The following is an 18,466-nucleotide window of genomic DNA, read 5'->3' on the forward strand; positions in this document are numbered from 1 at the left end:
CACCGCCGAGCGTTTCCTCAAGGATCCGTTCAGCAGCGAACCCAACGCCCGGATGTACAAGACCGGCGACCTCGGCCGTTATCTCCCGGACGGCAACATCGAATACCTGGGTCGCAACGACGACCAGGTGAAGATCCGGGGTTTCCGCATCGAACTGGGCGAGATCGAAGCCAAGCTCGCTCAGCACGAGGCCGTGAAGGAGGCGGTGGTGCTGGCCCGCGAGGACGTACCAGGCGATAAGCGTCTGGTCGCCTATTTCACCCAGTCAGAAACGGTGGACATCGAAACGCTGCGCCGCCACCTGCAAGGGCAATTGCCGGAATACATGGTGCCTGTGGCCTATGTGCGTCTCGATGCCATGCCGCTGACCCCCAATGGCAAGCTCGACCGCAAGGCCTTGCCGGCGCCGGAACACGATGCACTCATCACCCGCGGCTACGAAGCTCCACAAGGTGAGACTGAAATCGCCCTGGCGCAGATCTGGCAGGACCTGTTGGGCCTGCAACAAGTGGGGCGTCACGACCACTTCTTCGAGCTGGGCGGCCATTCGCTGCTGGCCGTCAGCCTGATCGGGCGCATGCGCCAGCTCGGCTGGTCGGCGGACATCCGTGTGCTGTTTGGTCAGCCGACTTTGATGGCGCTGGCCGCCGCGGTCGGTAGCGGTCGCGATGTCGAGGTACCGGACAACGGCATTCTGCTGGGGAGCACTCGGATCACGCCGTCGATGCTACCGCTGGTCGCTCTGGACCAGCAGGCCATCGACCGCATCGTTGCGACGGTGCCGGGTGGTGCGCGCAATGTGCAAGACATTTACCCCCTGGCACCGTTGCAGGAAGGCATTCTCTACCACCACATTGCAGCGGCCACCGGTGACCCCTATGTGTTGCAGGCGACGTTCACCGTCACCGACCATGGGCGCCTGGACGCATTTGCCCATGCGCTGCAGGCGGTGATCGATCGCCATGACATTCTGCGTACGTCGGTGGTCTGGGAAGGCCTGGACGAGCCGGTGCAGGTGGTCTGGCGCAAAGCGCAACTGGCGGTCGAGGAGGTGGTACTGGCCGCCGAGGCGGGCGATATCGCCGGACAGCTGCGTGAGCGCTTCGACACACTGCATTACCGTCTCGACATGCAACAGGCACCGCTGATGCGCATTGCCTTTGCCCATGACCCGGCCAACCAGCGCTGGGTCGCGCTGTTGCTGTTCCATCACATGGCACTGGATCACACGGCACTGGAAGTGGTGCGCCACGAAATGCAGGCGCATCTGCTGGGCCAGGGCGATCAACTGGGTGAAGCGGCACCTTTCCGTAACTACGTGGCCCAGGCTCGCCTGGGTGTCAGCCGCGAGGAACATGAAGCATTCTTCCGCGACATGCTCGGTGACATCGACGAACCGACGCTGCCCTTCGGTGTGCAGGATGTACGCGGCGACGGCAGCGATATCGAGGAGGCCGGGTTGCACCTTTGCGCAGACCTGAGTCGCCGTCTGCGGGCCCAGGCCCGGACGTTGGGGGTGAGTGCGGCGAGCCTGCATCACCTGGCCTGGGCGCGGGTACTGAGCCAGGTATCCGGCAAACAGGACGTAGTATTCGGCACTGTGCTGATGGGTCGGATGCAGGGTGGCGACGGTGCCGAACATGCATTGGGCATGTTCATCAACACCTTGCCGCTTCGGCTGGACGTGGGCGACCAGGATGTGCGCGGCAGTACCAAGGCCGCACATGCCCGGTTGACCGGCCTGCTGGGGCATGAACATGCGTCCCTGGCCCAGGCCCAACGTTGCAGCGGCGTGGTCGCGCCGATGCCGCTGTTCAGTGCCTTGCTCAACTATCGGCACAGCGGCGCGGATGTGACTTCGGCCGATGCATTGGCGGCCTGGAACGGCATCGAGATCCTGAGCAACGAAGAGCGCACCAACTACCCGCTGACGCTGTCGGTGGACGACCTGGGCGAAGATTTCCACCTGACCGCGCTGGCGCTGCCGCAGATCGGCGCGCAGCGGATCTGCGCCTACATGAACGTGGTGCTGGAGAACCTGGTGTCTGCGTTGGAGCAGGCGCCACAGACGCCATTGAACAGCCTATCGGTCCTGCCGTCGGCCGAGCGTCGCCAACTGCTGGTGGAATTCAATGCCACGACCCGCAGCTATCCGCAGGACAGGACCGTCCATGGTCTGTTCGAGGCACGGGTGCAGGCCAATCCCGAGGCGCTGGCGGCAGTGCATGACGAGCACAGCCTGACCTACGCCGAGCTGAACGACCGGGCCAATCGCCTGGCCCGTCATCTGGTCGGCCTGGGTGTACAGCCGGGGGAGCGCGTGGCGATTTTGCTGGAGCGCTCTCTTGAACTGTTGGTCAGCCAACTGGCAGTGCTCAAATGCGCCGCTGCCTTTGTGCCGCTGGATATCCACGCGCCCCTGGAACGCCAGCAGTTCATGGTCGAAGACAGCGGGGCGCGGGTACTGCTGACCCTGAGTGCCACGACCGCGACGCGAGGCCCTGTGCGTGTCGACCTGGATACCGTCGAGCTGGACAAGTCCGCCGATAACCTCGATCTGGCCCTGAGCGCCGAAGCGGTTGCCTACATCATGTACACCTCCGGCTCCACCGGCACCCCGAAAGGCGTGCTGGTGCCGCATCGGGCGATCAACCGCTTGGTGATCAACAACGGCTACGCGGATTTCAACGCCGGGGATCGGGTGGCGTTTGCTTCCAACCCGGCGTTCGATGCCAGTACCCTGGATGTCTGGGCGCCGTTGCTCAATGGCGGTTGCGTGGTGGTGGTCGAACAGGATGTGCTGCTGGACCAGGCGCGCTTTGCCGCGCTGTTGACCGAGCAATCGGTCAGCGTGCTGTGGATGACTGCCGGGCTGTTCCACCAGTACGCTGCGGGCATGCTGCCGGTGTTCAAACAGCTGCGCTACCTGATCGTGGGTGGCGACGTGCTGGATCCGGCGGTAATCAGTCGCGTCCTGAAAGATGGCGCACCGCAGCATCTGCTCAACGGCTATGGCCCGACGGAAGCGACCACGTTCACCACCACGCACGAAATCCGTACCGTGGGCGAGGGGGGAATTCCGATTGGTCGTCCCGTCGGCAACAGTCGGGTTTATGTGCTGGACGCCCAACAGCAACCCGTGCCAGTGGGTGTGGCGGGCGAGTTGTACATTGGTGGTGACGGTGTAGCCCTTGGTTACCTGAACCGTCCGGAACTGAGCGCCGAGAAGTTCGTCGCCGACCCGTTCAGCGCCGATCCGGCGGCCTTGCTCTACCGCACCGGCGACCTGGCGCGCTGGCGTGCCGACGGCGCCGTGGATTACCTGGGGCGTAACGACGACCAGGTGAAGATCCGTGGCTTCCGTATCGAACTGGGCGAGATCGAGGCCCGGTTGGGCCAATGTGCCGGCGTGAAAGACGCCGTGGTGCTGGCGCGGCAGGACGAAGCCGGGCCGAAACGCCTGGTGGGTTATGTGATTCCGGAAGCGGACATCACCCTGTCGGTACACGAGCTGCGTAGCCAACTGGCCAGCACGCTGGCCGAGTACATGGTCCCCAGCGCCTTCGTCGTGCTGCCATCCTTCCCATTGACCGCCAACGGCAAGCTGGACCGTCGCGCACTGCCGGCGCCAGACGCCGAGGCCTATGCCAGCCGTGAATACGAAGCCCCGCAGGGTGAAGTGGAACAGACCCTGGCCCGGCTCTGGGCCGAGGTGCTCAAGGTTGAGCAGATCGGTCGTCACGATCACTTCTTCGAACTCGGCGGTCACTCGCTGCTGGCGGTGACCCTGATCGAACGCATGCGCCAGGCCGGCCTGAGTGCCGATGTGCGGGTGCTGTTCAGTCAGCCAACCCTGGCCGCGCTGGCAGCGGCGGTGGGCAGCGGCAAGGAAATTGCGGTCCCCGAAAACCTGATTCCGCTGGATTGTGAACACATCACTCCGGAGCTGTTGCCGCTGGTCAACCTGACCCAGGACACGATCGACCAGATCGTGGCGACCGTGCCGGGTGGTGCCCGTAATGTGCAGGACATCTACCCGCTGGCGCCGTTGCAGGAAGGCATTCTCTATCACCACCTGGCCGCCGAACAGGGCGACCCCTACGTGCTTCAGTCGCAGTTCGCCTTCGACAGCCTCGGACGCTTCGAGGCGTTCGTCGAGGCGTTGCAGGTGGTGATCGACCGCCACGACATCCTGCGCACCAGCGTGGCCTGGGAAGGCCTGGACGAACCACTGCAGTTGGTCTGGCGCCAGGTGAAGCTGGAGCCACAGCGCTTCGAGGCCGATGCCACGGCCGGCGATGTCGCCACGCAACTGGCGAGCCGCTTCGATGCGCGCCACTACCGCCTGGACCTGCGCCGTGCACCGATGTTGCAACTGGTCTACAGCCAGGACGAGGCCCAGGACCGTTGGGTGGCGATCCTGCTGTTCCACCACATGGCGCTGGACCATACCGCGCTGGATGTGATGCAGCATGAAATGCAACTGCACCTGTTGGGGCAAGGCGAGCGATTGGGCGAAGCGATGCCTTATCGCAACTATGTGGCCCAGGCACGACTGGGTGCGAGCGAGGCGGAACACGAGGCGTTCTTCCGCGACATGCTCGGCGATATCGATGAGCCAACACTGCCCTTCGGTTTGCAGGATGTGCAGGGGGACGGCCATGGCATTGCTGAGGTCCGCGAGGCGGTGGATCCTGAGCTGTCCAGGCGTCTGCGGGCCCAGGCCCGGCAATTGGGCGTCAGTGCCGCCAGCCTGGTGCACCTGGCGTGGGCGCAGGTGCTGGGCAAGGTGTCCGGCAGTCAGCAGGTGGTGTTCGGCACGGTATTGCTGGGCCGGATGCAGGGCGGCGAGGGGGCCGACCGGGCGCTGGGGATGTTCATCAACACCTTGCCGTTGCGCGTGGACGTGGGCGCTCAAGATGTTCGTACCGGGGTCAAGGCGACCCACGCCCGATTGACGGATTTGCTGGGCCATGAACATGCCTCCCTGGCGCTGGCCCAGCGCTGCAGTGGCGTGGCGGCGCCGACGCCGCTGTTCAGCGCCTTGCTCAACTACCGGCACAGCGCCGCCGAGGTGACCCAGGACGCCCTCACGGCCTGGAACGGGATCGAGGCGCTCAATGGTGACGAACGTACCAACTACCCGCTGACCCTTAACGTCGATGATCTTGGGGAAGGTTTCTCCCTCACGGCCCTGGTCGATACCTCGATCGGTGCCGCACGCATCTGCGGTTACATGCAGATGGCACTGGACAGCCTGGTCACCGCCCTGGAGCAATCGCCGCACACTGCGCTGCACGCCTTGACGGTCCTGCCGCCAGCTGAACGCCGGCAGTTGCTGGAAACCTGGAACACCCGGGATGCCGAATATGCCGCAGACGCCCTGATCCATCGTCAATTCGAAGCCTGGGCAATGGCCCAGCCGGACGCCGTGGCGGTGGTCCATGAAGACCAGACGCTGACCTACGGTCAGCTCAATGCCCGCGCGAACCAGTTGGCCCACAGCCTGTTGGCCGTGGGTATTCGCCCGGACGACCGGGTGGCGATTTGTGTCGAGCGCGGCCTGGACATGATTGTCGGCCTGTTGGGCATCCTCAAGGCGGGGGCGGGCTACGTGCCGCTGGACCCGGCCTATCCGGCGGAACGCATCGCCTACATGCTGCACGACAGCCGCCCGGTGGCGCTGGTAACCCAGCGTGAGTGGTGTGAAACCCTGCCGCCATTGAGCGTGCCGACCGTGCTGCTCGATCCGCTCGAAGCCGGCGAAATGGAGCAGCAGCCACGGCATAACCCGGATGTACCGGGCCTTGGGGCCAGTCACCTGGCCTATGTGATCTACACTTCCGGCTCTACCGGATTGCCCAAAGGCGTGATGGTCGAACATCGCAACGTCGCGCGATTGTTCTCGGCCACCCAGCCGTGGTTCGATTTCGGCCCGCAAGACGTCTGGGCACTGTTCCATTCCTTTGCCTTCGATTTCTCGGTCTGGGAAATCTGGGGCGCACTGACCCAGGGCGGCCGTCTGCTGGTGGTGCCGCAACTGGTCAGCCGCTCCCCGCAATACTGCTATGCGTTGCTGTGCGAGGCCGGGGTGACCATCCTCAACCAGACGCCGAGCGCGTTCCGCCAGTTGATCGCGGCCCAGGGCGAGAGCGACCTGGACCACAGCCTGCGGCAGGTGATTTTCGGCGGCGAAGCACTGGAAACCGGGATCCTCAAGCCTTGGTACGCTCGTCAAGCCAACGCCCGCACGCAACTGGTGAATATGTACGGCATCACCGAAACCACCGTGCACGTGACCTACCGTGCATTGTGTGCTGCCGACGCCCAACTGACCGGTGTCAGCCCCATCGGCAAACGCATCCCTGACTTGCAGTTGTATGTGCTCGACGCACAACGCGAACCCGTACCGGTCGGTGTGGTCGGCGAAATGTACGTCGGTGGCGCGGGTGTAAGCCGCGGTTATCTGAACCGCGAGGAGCTGACCGCCGAGCGTTTCCTCGACAATCCCTTCAGCGATGAGCCGAACGCCCGCCTGTACAAGACCGGTGACCTGGGTCGCTGGCTGGCGGACGGCAGTATCGAATACCTCGGGCGTAACGATGACCAGGTGAAGATCCGCGGCTTCCGTATTGAATTGGGTGAGATCGAGGCCAAGCTGGCCGCCTGCAACGGCGTGCGCGAAGCCGTGGTTCTGGCGCGCCAGGACACGCCGGGGGACCAGCGCCTGGTGGCCTATGTAATTGCCGAAGAGGGCGAGCCACCGTCGGCGGCCGAACTGCGCGCCGAGCTGCTGGGTTCCCTGGCGGAATACATGGTGCCCAGCGCGTTCGTGATGTTGACGGTATTCCCGCTGACCACCAACGGTAAGCTGGACCGCAAGGCGCTGCCGGTGCCCGACCAGTCCTCGGTGGTGACCCGCGAATACGAGGCGCCCCAAGGCGAGGTCGAGACAGCGATTGCGCGGATCTGGCAAGACCTGCTGCAGGTGGAGCAGGTCGGCCGTCATGACCATTTCTTTGAAATGGGCGGCCATTCGCTGCTGGCAGTGAAGCTGGTCGAGCGCATGCGCCAGATCGACCTGGCTGCCGATGTCCGCGTGCTGTTCGGCCAGCCAACGCTGGCGGCATTGGCGGCGGCCGTAGGCGGCGTGCGCGAAATCGTGGTGCCGGCCAACCTCATTCCCGCCGACTGCACACGAATCACCCCGGACATGTTGCCCCTGGTCGATCTGGACCAGGACGGTATCGACCGCGTCGTCGCGTCGGTGCCGGGTGGTGTACGCAACGTGCAGGATATCTATGCCCTTGCCCCATTGCAGGAGGGGATCCTGTATCACCACCTTGCTGCGGCCCAGGGCGACCCCTATCTGCAATATGTACAGTTCACCTACGACAGTCGCTCCCGCTTGGACGACTTCGCCAGGGCGTTGCAAGACGTGGTGTCTCGCCACGATATCCTGCGTACCGGCGTGGTTTGGGAAGGGCTGGACGAGCCTGTGCAAGTGGTCTGGCGCGAGGCCCGACTGGGGCTCGATGAGATCGTGCTGGACCCGGCGGCGGGAGATATCGCGCAACAACTGCGCGAGCACCTGCACCCTCGCCATCATCGCCTGGACATCCGTCAGGCGCCGATGATGCGCATCGGCTATGCCGAAGACGTGGCGAACAATCGCTGGGTCGGCATGCTGCTGTTCCACCACATGGTCGACGACGCGACGTCCCTGGCCATGCTCACGGCGGAAATCGAAGCCCATGTGATGGGGCGCGAGCATCTGCTGGCAGCCTCGGTGCCGTATCGCAACTACGTGGCCCAGGCCCGTCTGGGCATCAGCCGCGAGGAACACGAAGGGTTCTTCCGCGAGATGCTGGGCGACGTGACCGAGCCGACGTTGCCGTTCGGCCTGCAGGATGTGCAGGGCGACGGACGTGGGATCGAAGAAGTCCGCCAGCCGGTCGATGGAGCGCTCAGCCAGCGCTTGCGGGCGCAGGCCCGTCAACTCGGGGTGAGCGCGGCGAGCCTGTATCACTTGGCCTGGGCGCAGGTGCTGGGCCGTGTCTCGGGCAAGGACGATGTCGTGTTCGGCACCGTGTTGCTGGGCCGGATGCAGGGCGGCGAGGGGGCCGACCGGGCACTGGGGATGTTCATCAACACCTTGCCGTTGCGGGTGGAACTGGGCACGCAGGGTGTACGTGCCGGGGTCAAGGCGACCCATGCACGCTTGACCGCTTTGCTCGGCCATGAGCATGCCTCTTTGGTGCTGGCCCAGCGTTGCAGTGGCGTGACCGCGCCGGCACCGTTGTTCAGCGCGCTGCTGAACTATCGTCACCTTGGTGCGCAGACGGCTTCCAGCGAAGCCATTGCGGCCTGGGAAGGTATCCAGGTTCTGGGCGGCGAAGAGCGGACCAACTATCCGCTGACGTTGTCGGTGGATGACCTGGGAGAAGGCTTCAACCTGACCGTCATGGCTGAAGCGTCGATCGGCGCCGGGCGTGTCTGCGACTATGTGCAATGCGTGCTGGAGCATCTGCTGGAGGCGCTGGAGCAGTCGCCCCTGGCGCCATTGGGCGAGCTGCAGATCCTGCCGCCGGCCGAGCGCCGACAACTGCTGGAAACCTGGAATGCCTCGGATGTGGTCTATGCCGACAATGCGCTGATCCATGGGCAGTTCGAGGCACGTGCGGCGACACACCCTGATGCCGTGGCCGTGGTGTTCGAGAGCCGGACGCTGACCTACGGTGAACTCAATGCCCGGGCCAACCGCCTCGCGCATCATTTGCTGGCCCTGGGCATTCGCCCGGATGATCGGGTGGCGATCTGTGTCGAGCGTGGCCTGGACATGATCGTCGGCCTGTTGGGCATCCTCAAGGCGGGCGCCGGTTATGTGCCGCTGGATCCGGCCTATCCGGCCGAACGTCTCGCCTATCTGTTGCAGGACAGTGCGCCGGTTGCGGTGTTGGCACAGACCGCGACACGTCGCTTGTTGGCCGACAGTCCGGTCGCTGTGGTTGATCTCGACGGTAGCGACTGGCAGGAGCAATCCGTGCGCAATCCGCAGGTGAAGGGGTTGAATTCCAGTCATCTGGCTTATGTGATCTACACCTCCGGTTCCACTGGTTTGCCCAAAGGCGTGATGGTCGAGCACCGCAACGTGGCCCGGCTGTTCTCGGCCACCCAGCCGTGGTTCGACTTCGGCCCGCAGGACGTCTGGGCACTGTTCCATTCTTTCGCCTTCGACTTCTCGGTCTGGGAAATCTGGGGCGCGCTGACCCACGGCGGCCGCTTGTTGGTGGTGCCGCAATTGGTCAGCCGTTCGCCGCAGGAGTGTTATGCGCTGTTGTGCAAAGCGGGCGTCACGGTGCTGAACCAGACGCCAAGCGCGTTCCGCCAATTGATCGCGGCCCAGGGCGAAAGCGACCTGAGCCACAGCCTGCGCCAGGTGATCTTCGGTGGCGAGGCCTTGGAAACCGGCATCCTCAAACCGTGGTACGCCCGGGCAATCAACGCCGGTACGCAGTTGGTGAACATGTACGGCATCACCGAAACCACCGTGCACGTGACCTACCGTGCACTGTGCGCGGCGGATGCCCAGCTGGTCGGCGTCAGCCCGATTGGCGGGCGTATTCCCGACCTGCAACTGTACGTGCTCGACGCGCGGCGCGAGCCGGTACCAGTGGGCGTGGTGGGTGAAATGTACGTCGGTGGCGCGGGTGTGAGCCGCGGTTACCTGAACCGCGACGAACTGACCGCCGAGCGTTTCCTGAAGAACCCGTTCAGCGATGAACCGAACGCCCGCATGTACAAGACCGGCGACCTGGGTCGCTGGCTGGCGGACGGTAGCATCGAATACCTGGGCCGTAACGACGACCAGGTGAAGATCCGTGGTTTCCGTATCGAGCTGGGCGAGATCGAGGCCGCGCTGGCGGCTTGCGAAGGGGTCAGCGAGGCGGTGGTCATCGCCCGCGAGGACGAGCCGGGCGACAAGCGCCTGGTGGCTTATGTCATCGCCAGGGAGGACGCGCAGCCAGTAGCTGCCGAGCTGCGCACGCAGTTGCTGGGCTCGCTGGCCGACTACATGGTGCCAAGCGCCTTCGTGGTACTCGACGCCTTCCCGTTGACCACCAACGGCAAGCTGGACCGTAAGGCGTTGCCGGCACCGGATCAATCGGCGGTGATCAGCCGCGAATACGAAGCTCCCCAAGGGGAAGTGGAAAGCGCCATTGCCCGGATCTGGCAGGATTTGCTCAAGCTCGAACGAGTAGGTCGCCACGACAATTTCTTCGAGCTGGGCGGTCATTCGCTGCTGGCGGTCAAGTTGATCGAGCGCATGCGCCAGGTGGATCTGAGCGCCGACGTGCGGGTGCTGTTCGGCCAGCCGACATTGGCTGCGCTGGCTGCTGCGGTCGGCGGACACGCAGACGTCGTGGTGCCGGCCAACCTCATTCCCGCTGGCTGCACGCGAATCACCCCGGACATGTTGCCCCTGGCCGATCTGGACCAGGAGGCCATCGACCGGATCGTGGCCGCAGTGCCTGGCGGCGTCGCCAACGTGCAGGACATCTATGCCCTGGCGCCGTTGCAGGAAGGCATTCTCTACCATCACCTGGCCGCGGAGCAGGGCGACCCCTACGTGTTGCAGGTGATGTTCGGCTTTGACAGTCGCGAGCGCCTGCAAGCCTTTGCCCAGGCTTTGCAGAGCGTGGTGTCGCGTAACGATATCCTGCGCACCAGCATGGCCTGGCAGGGCCTGGAGTCACCGGTGCAGGTGGTCTGGCGCCACGCGACGCTGGCCCTTGAAGAAATCGGCCTGGATCCGGCGGCGGGCGATGCAGTGCAACAGTTGCACGAACGCTTCGACCCGCGTCACTACCGCCTCGACATTGCCCAGGCACCGTTGATGCGGCTGGCCTATGCCCAGGATCTGGCGAACCAGCGTTGGGTCGGCATGCTGCTGTTCCATCACGTGGCGCTGGACCACACCGCCCTTGAGGTGGTGGTGCATGAAATGCAGGCCAGCCTGCTGGATCAGGCAGAGCTGCTCGCACCGGCTGTACCGTACCGCAATCATGTCGCCCAGGCCCGGTTGGGCGTGAGTCGCGAACAGCACGAAGCGTTCTTCCGCGACATGCTGGGTGACATCGACGAACCGACGTTGCCGTTCGGTCTGCTGAATGTGCAGGGCGACGGCAGTGGCATCGAAGAAGTGCAACAAGGCGTGGATGCGGCATTGGCCCAGCGCTTGCGGGCGCAGGCCCGTCAGCTCGGGGTGAGTGCGGCGAGCCTGGTCCACCTGGCCTGGGGCCAGGTAGTCGGGCGCGTCTCAGGGCGTGAAGAAGTGGTGTTCGGCACCGTACTGATGGGCCGGATGCAGGGCGGCGACGGTGCAGACCGGGCGCTGGGGATGTTTATCAACACCTTGCCGCTGCGGGTGAGTGTGGGGCAAACCGACGTCCGTACAGGCGTGAAGGCCACCCACGCCCGGTTGAGCGGGTTGCTGGGGCATGAACATGCTTCCCTGGCCTTGGCCCAGCGTTGCAGCGGCGTACCGGCCTCGCTTCCATTGTTCAGCACGCTGTTGAACTATCGGCACAGCGCCGGTGAAGCCGCGTCCGAGCAGGCCATCTCGGCCTGGCACGGGATTCACACCCTGGGCATGGAAGAACGGACCAACTACCCGTTGTGCCTGAACGTCGACGACCTCGGCGAAGGTTTCCTGCTGACGGCCCAGGCGGTGGTCGAAGTGGGTGCGCGACGTGTCTGCGGCTACATGCATAGGGCGCTGGAGAGCCTGGTGCAGGCGCTGGAGCATGCACCTGACGCGCCGTTGCGCGAGTTGTCGATTGTACCTGCCGACGAGCGCGAGCAATTGCTGGTGGCGTTCAACGCCACTGACGCCGAGTATCCACTGGAACAGACCATTCACGGCTTGTTCGAGGAGCAGGTGCGGCGCACGCCGGATGCGCTGGCGGTGCGTCATGGCCGGCACCAGCTCAACTATCGCGAACTCAATGGACTCGCCAACCGGTTGGCCCATTACCTGCGCAAGCAGGGTGTGCAGCCGGACTCGCGGGTGGCGATCTGCGTCGAACGTGGTCTCGACATGGTCGTTGGGTTGCTGGCGATCCTGAAAGCCGGTGGCGGTTACGTGCCACTGGATCCGGCCTATCCGGCGGATCGGATTGCCTACATGCTGGAGGACAGTGCTCCGGCGGCGATCCTGGTGCAGACGGCCACACGTGGCTTGCTGGGCGAGACGGCAATCCCGTTGATCGATCTCGACAAAGGCATCTGGCAGGACGAGGCGGCGCCCAATCCGCAGGTCGATGGCCTGACGTCGGCGCATCTGGCCTACGTGATCTACACCTCAGGTTCCACCGGTTTGCCGAAAGGCGTGATGATCGAGCACCGCAACACGGTGAACTTCCTGACTTGGGCCCATCGGTCGTTCGATGCGCAAACCCTGTCGAAAACCCTGTTCTCGACCTCGCTGAACTTCGACCTGGCGGTTTACGAATGCTTCGCGCCGTTGACTAGCGGCGGCAGCATCGAGGTGGTCACTAATGTGCTGGAACTGCAACAGGGCGAGCACGACATCACCCTGATCAACACCGTGCCGTCGGCGCTCAAGGCGCTGTTGGAATCCGGTGGTTTGAGCGATGGCGTCGATACGGTCAACGTGGCCGGCGAAGCGCTCAAGCGTAGTCTGGTGGAAACACTGTTCGAGCAGACTTCCGTCAAGCGCCTGTGCAACCTCTACGGCCCTTCGGAAACCACGACCTATTCCAGTTGGGTATCGATGGCCCGTGAAGACGGCTTTGCTGCCCACATCGGCAAGCCTGTGGCGAACACCCAGTTCTACCTGCTGGATGAGCATAAACAACCGGTGCCGCTGGGCGTGCCGGGTGAAATCTACATCGGTGGCGCAGGTGTTGCCCGTGGTTATCTCAACCGTGATGACCTGACGGCCGAGCGTTTCCTCAGGGATCCGTTCAGCAGCGAACCGAACGCCAGGATGTACAAGACCGGCGACCTTGGCCGTTACCTGTCGGACGGCAACATCGAATACCTGGGTCGTAACGACGACCAGGTGAAGATCCGTGGTTTCCGCATCGAACTGGGCGAGATCGAAGCCAAGCTCGCTCAGCACGAGGCCGTGAAGGAGGCGGTGGTGCTGGCCCGCGAGGACGTACCAGGCGACAAGCGTCTGGTCGCCTATTTCACCCAGTCAGAAACGGTGGACATCGAAACCCTGCGCCGCCACCTGCAAGCGCAGTTGCCGGAATACATGGTCCCGGTGGCCTACGTACTTCTCGCCACACTGCCGCTGACCCCCAACGGCAAGCTCGACCGCAAGGCCTTGCCGGCCCCAGACCTGGATTCGGTCATCACCCGCGGCTACGAAGCCCCCCGAGGCGAAATCGAAACGACCCTGGCGCAGATCTGGCAGGACCTGCTGGGCCTGCAACAGGTCGGCCGTCACGACCAATTCTTCGAATTGGGTGGCCATTCATTGCTGGCGATGCAACTGATCTCCCAGGTCCGTTTGCGCCTGGGCGTGGAGCTGAGCCTCACCGCTCTGTTCGCTCATCCCGGACTCATGGAACTGGCGCAGGCCGTGTCTCAGGCCGGGCGCAGCACATTGCCCGAGATTGTCAGGGCCTCCCGCGACGAACCCTTGCCGCTGTCGTTCGCCCAACAACGCCTGTGGTTCCTGGCGCAGATGGAAGGGGCCAGCTCGGCCTACCACATGCCGGCCGGCCTGCGTCTGCGCGGCACGCTGGACCACGTCGCCCTGCAACGGGCACTGGATCGCATCGTTGCCCGCCATGAGGCGTTGCGCACGACTTTCGTACAGGCCCAGGGCGAGGAGCCCTGGCAGTGTATCGCCGCGGCCGATAGCGGTTTTGCCTTGCTGCAGCATGACTTTTCCGAGCGGATCGATGCCGAAACCGAAGTACACGCCTTGGCGGCGCGGGAAGCCGTCGACGCCTTCGACCTGGAGCATGGGCCGCTGATCCGTGGCCGATTGATCCGCCTGGGTGACGAGGAGCATGTGCTGCTGGTGACCATGCACCACATCGTTTCGGATGCCTGGTCCATGGGGGTGTTGGTCAAGGAGCTGGCAGCGCTCTACGAAGCGTTCCGCCATGACCTGGAGGATCCGCTGCCGACGCTGGCCGTGCAATACGGCGACTATGCCCTGTGGCAACGCCGCTGGTTGAGCGGCGAGGTCTTGCAAGCCCAGAGCAGCTACTGGCGGCAAACCCTGGCCGATGCGCCGGCGCTGTTGATGTTGCCGACGGACCGCGCGCGCCCGGCGCAGCAGGACTACAGCGGGGCGGCGCTGCCTCTGGCGTTCGACGCTGAGCTGACGGCCAATCTCAAAACTTTGAGCCAGCGTCACGGCGTCACCCTGTACATGACGTTGATGGCGGCTTGGGCGGCGTTGTTGAGTCGCCTTTGCGGGCAGGACGACGTGGTGATCGGTTCGCCGGTGGCCAACCGCACACGGTCGGAAGTCGAAGGGCTGATTGGCTTCTTCGTCAACACCCTGGCTGTGCGTATCGATGTTTCGGGCGCACCGACGGTCGAGGCCTTGCTGGCGCGGGTCAGGCACCAGACCCTTGGTGCCCAGGCGCATCAGGACCTGCCGTTCGAGCAGGTGGTGGAAGTGCTCAATCCGGTACGCAGCCTGTCCCACAGCCCGCTGTTCCAGGCCATGTTGTCCTGGCAGACCCTGGACAACAGCGAGCTGGTGTTGGGCGACCTGAAGCTCGAAAGCCTTGGTGTGGCGAGCAATATCGCCAAGTTCGACCTGTCCCTGGAACTCGGCGAGGCCCAGGGGCAGATCTTCGGCGCCCTGGAATACGCCACGGCTTTGTTCGACGAGGCCACGGTGCAGCGTTACCTCGGTTATTTCGAGCGGGTGGTGCGTGCCATGGTGGCAAGTGACCAGACGCTGATCGAGCAGATCCCGCTGGTGGACGATGCCGAACGCCAGCATCTGCTGGTCGGGCTCAACGCGAACCAGGCACCGTACCCCCGTGAACAGACCATCCATCAACTCTTCGAGGCCCAGGTCGCGACGCGGCCGCAGGCCATTGCCGTGGTATTTGAAGGCGAGCGCCTGAGCTACGCCGAACTGAATCGCCAGGCCAACCAATTGGCCCATCACCTGATCGGTCTGGGCATCCGTCCGGACGACCGCGTGGCGATCTGTGTCGAGCGCAGCGCCGAAATGCTGGTGGGCCTGTTGGCGGTACTCAAGGCTGGCGGCGGTTACGTGCCGCTGGATCCGGCGTATCCGGCCGAACGATTGGCTTACATGATTGCCGACAGTGCCCCGGTAGCGCTGCTGACCCAACGCGCACTGCAAGACCGCTTGCCGCCACTGGCTACGCCGGTGGTGCTGCTCGACTACGTCGAACGGGTGCGCAGCGGCATTGCCACAGGCCGCGAAGACAACCCGGTGGTGGCGAACCTTGGCGTGCGTCACCTGGCCTACGTGATCTACACCTCGGGTTCGACCGGCGCGCCCAAGGGCGTGATGATCGAACACCGGGGCCTGGTCAACTACTGCGTGGATGCCGTGCGCCTGTTCGAACTGACGCCGGCCGACACGGTGCTGCAGCAAAACACGTTGAACTTCGACCTGTCGGTGGAAGAGATTTTCCCGGCGCTGGTCGCCGGCGCCACCCTGGCGCCGACCCGTGTGCTGTTCGGCAGTGTCGAGTTGCAGCAGGACGCCGGGCTCCGGCCAACCTTCGTGCATTTGACCGCTGCGCATTGGCATACCCTGGCGGCTGAATGGCACAGCACGCCGGCGCAGGCCCGCGATCATCTGTGCGACGTGCGCCTGGTCAACGTCACCGGTGATGCCCTGTCGATGCAGAAACTGCAGATGTGGGACGCGGTACGCCCGGCCCATACCCGGCTGATCAATACCTACGGCCCGACCGAGGCGACCGTGTCGTGCACCGCCGCCTACATGCACTACGACGCCGACGGCGCGGTCGGCAACGCCACCATCGGCACGCCGATGGCCAACACCCGTATCTACCTGCTGGACATGCACCGTCAGCCAGTGCCATTCGGCGTGGCGGGGGAGATCTACATCGGTGGCGATGGCGTGGCCCGGGGTTACCTGAACCTCGACGCGATCAATGCCGAGCGCTTCCTCGTCGATCCGTTCAGCGACCAGCCCGATGCCCGCATGTACAAGACCGGCGACCTGGCCCGTTATCGTCCGGACGGACGCATCGAGTACCTGGGACGCAATGACTTCCAGGTCAAGGTGCGGGGATTCCGTATCGAGCTGGGTGAAATCGAAACCAGGCTCAGTCACTGCGCCGGGGTCAAGGAAGCGGCGGTGATCGTGCGCGAGGACACGCCGGGGGACAAGCGCCTGGTGGCCTATGTCGTGCCGCAGGTTGGCATCACTCTGAACGCTGCTGCCTTGCGCTCGGAGCTGTCGACGCTGCTGGCCGAGTACATGGTGCCGAGTGCGTTCGTCAGCCTGGCCGCGCTGCCGCTGACGCCGAACCGCAAGCTCGACCGCCAGGCATTGCCGGCGCCGGATGCCGAGGCCTTCGCCAGTCGTACGCATGTAGCGCCGCAAGGCGCCACGGAAGTCGCCCTGGCGCAGATCTGGCAGGGCATGCTCAACGTCGAAGCGGTGGGGCGTCACGACCACTTCTTCGAGCTGGGCGGGCATTCGTTGTTGGTGATGCGCTTGATTGCCCAGGTGCGCGAGCAGTTGGGGGTGGAACTGAGCCTGAACGAGGTCTTTGCCCAACCCGAGCTGAGCGCGTTGGCCCAAGTGCTGGCCCGAGCGGCACGCAGCACCCGTCCGGACATCGTGCCGGTGTCCCGTGAGCAGGCATTGCCGCTGTCGTTTGCCCAGCAACGCCTGTGGTTCCTCGCGCAGCTGGACAACGCCAGCGCGGCGTATCACATCCCCACCGGCTTGCGTCTGCGCGGTGCGCTGGACACCGCCGCCCTGGGCCGTGCCCTGGATATCATCGTCGCCCGTCACGAAGCCTTGCGCACGACCTTTGTCCAAGGCCAGGAAGTGGAGCAACGCATTGCTCCGGCCGACATCGGTTTCGCCTTGCAACGGCATGACCTGTCCGCCCACCCGGATGCCGAGGCCGAGCTGTCGCGCATGGCGGGGGAGGAGGCGCGGCAGGCCTTCGACCTGAGCCGTGGCCCGCTGGCCCGTGGTCGCCTGGTGCGCATGGGCGATGCCGACCATGTGTTGCTGGTGACCCTGCACCACATCGTCTCGGACGGCTGGTCCGCCGATGTCCTGACCCGTGAGCTGGGCGTGCTGTACGCGGCGTTCAGCCAAGGCCAGGACGACCCGCTGCCGGCCTTGTCGGTGCAATACGCCGACTACGCCGTCTGGCAGCGGCGCTGGCTCACCGGCGAGGTGTTGAGCCGCCAGGAACACTACTGGCAGAACACCCTGGCCGGTGCACCGGCATTGCTGACCTTGCCGACGGACCGACCACGGCCGGCCCAGCAGGATCATTCCGGTCATGCGGTAGGGATCGCCTTCGATGAAGCGCTGACCGAAGGCCTCAAGGCCTTGAGCCAGCGTCATGGCGCCACGTTGTTCATGACGGTGATGGCCGCGTGGGCCGCGTTGCTGAGCCGGATGTCCGGGCAGGATGATGTCGTCATCGGTACGCCGACGGCGAACCGCATGCAGGCGGAGGTCGAAGACTTGATCGGCTTGTTCGTCAACACCCTGGCGGTGCGCGTCGAGGTTTCGCCCGAACTGACCGTCGAGACCTTGCTGCAACGGGTCAAGGCCCAGACCCTGGGCGCCCAGGCGCATCAGGATCTGCCGTTCGAACAGGTGGTGGAAGTGGTCCGGCCATTGCGCAGCCTGTCCCACAGCCCGGTGTTCCAGGCCATGTTGTCATGGCAGAACAGCGAAACCGGCGGGATGGAATTGTCCGAGCTGTCACTGCAAGGGTTGGGAGTGACCAGCCGCACCGCCAAGTTCGATGTGCTGCTGGACATGGCCCTGATCGATGGGCGCCTGTTCGGTTCGCTGGAGTACGCCACGGCACTGTTCGACCAGGCCACGATGGAGCGCTACCTCGGTTACCTCGAATGCATCTTGCGCGCCATGGTTGCCGATGAGCAGGCCCTGGTGGCGCAGATCCCGCTGTTGGAAGACGCTGAGCGCCGGCATCTGCTGGAAGCCTTCAATGCTACAGCCGTCGACTATCCGCAAGGCCTGACCCTGCATGGCCTGTTCGAGGCACGGGTCACGACCTGTCCGGATGCCGTCGCCGTGGTGTTCGAAGCGCAACAACTGAGCTACGCCCAACTGAACCAGCGAGCCAACCAGATCGCCCACCGGTTGCTTGCCCTGGGCATTCGCCCGGATGACCGCGTGGCTGTCTGCATGGACCGCAGCACGGACATGGTCGCGGCGCTGCTGGGCATCCTG

At 64.5% G+C, this 18,466-nt stretch carries 1 protein-coding gene; it reads left to right on the plus strand.

Features of this window, described 5'->3' with window-relative positions; translation table 11 throughout:
* Positions 1–18,466, plus strand: an 18,466-nt coding sequence (locus FGE05_RS29365; protein WP_139650414.1) for a non-ribosomal peptide synthase/polyketide synthase, incomplete at both ends; no start/stop codon positions are given.

Source organism: Pseudomonas sp. ICMP22404 (assembly GCF_006227205.1).
Taxonomy (GTDB): Bacteria; Pseudomonadota; Gammaproteobacteria; order Pseudomonadales; family Pseudomonadaceae; genus Aquipseudomonas.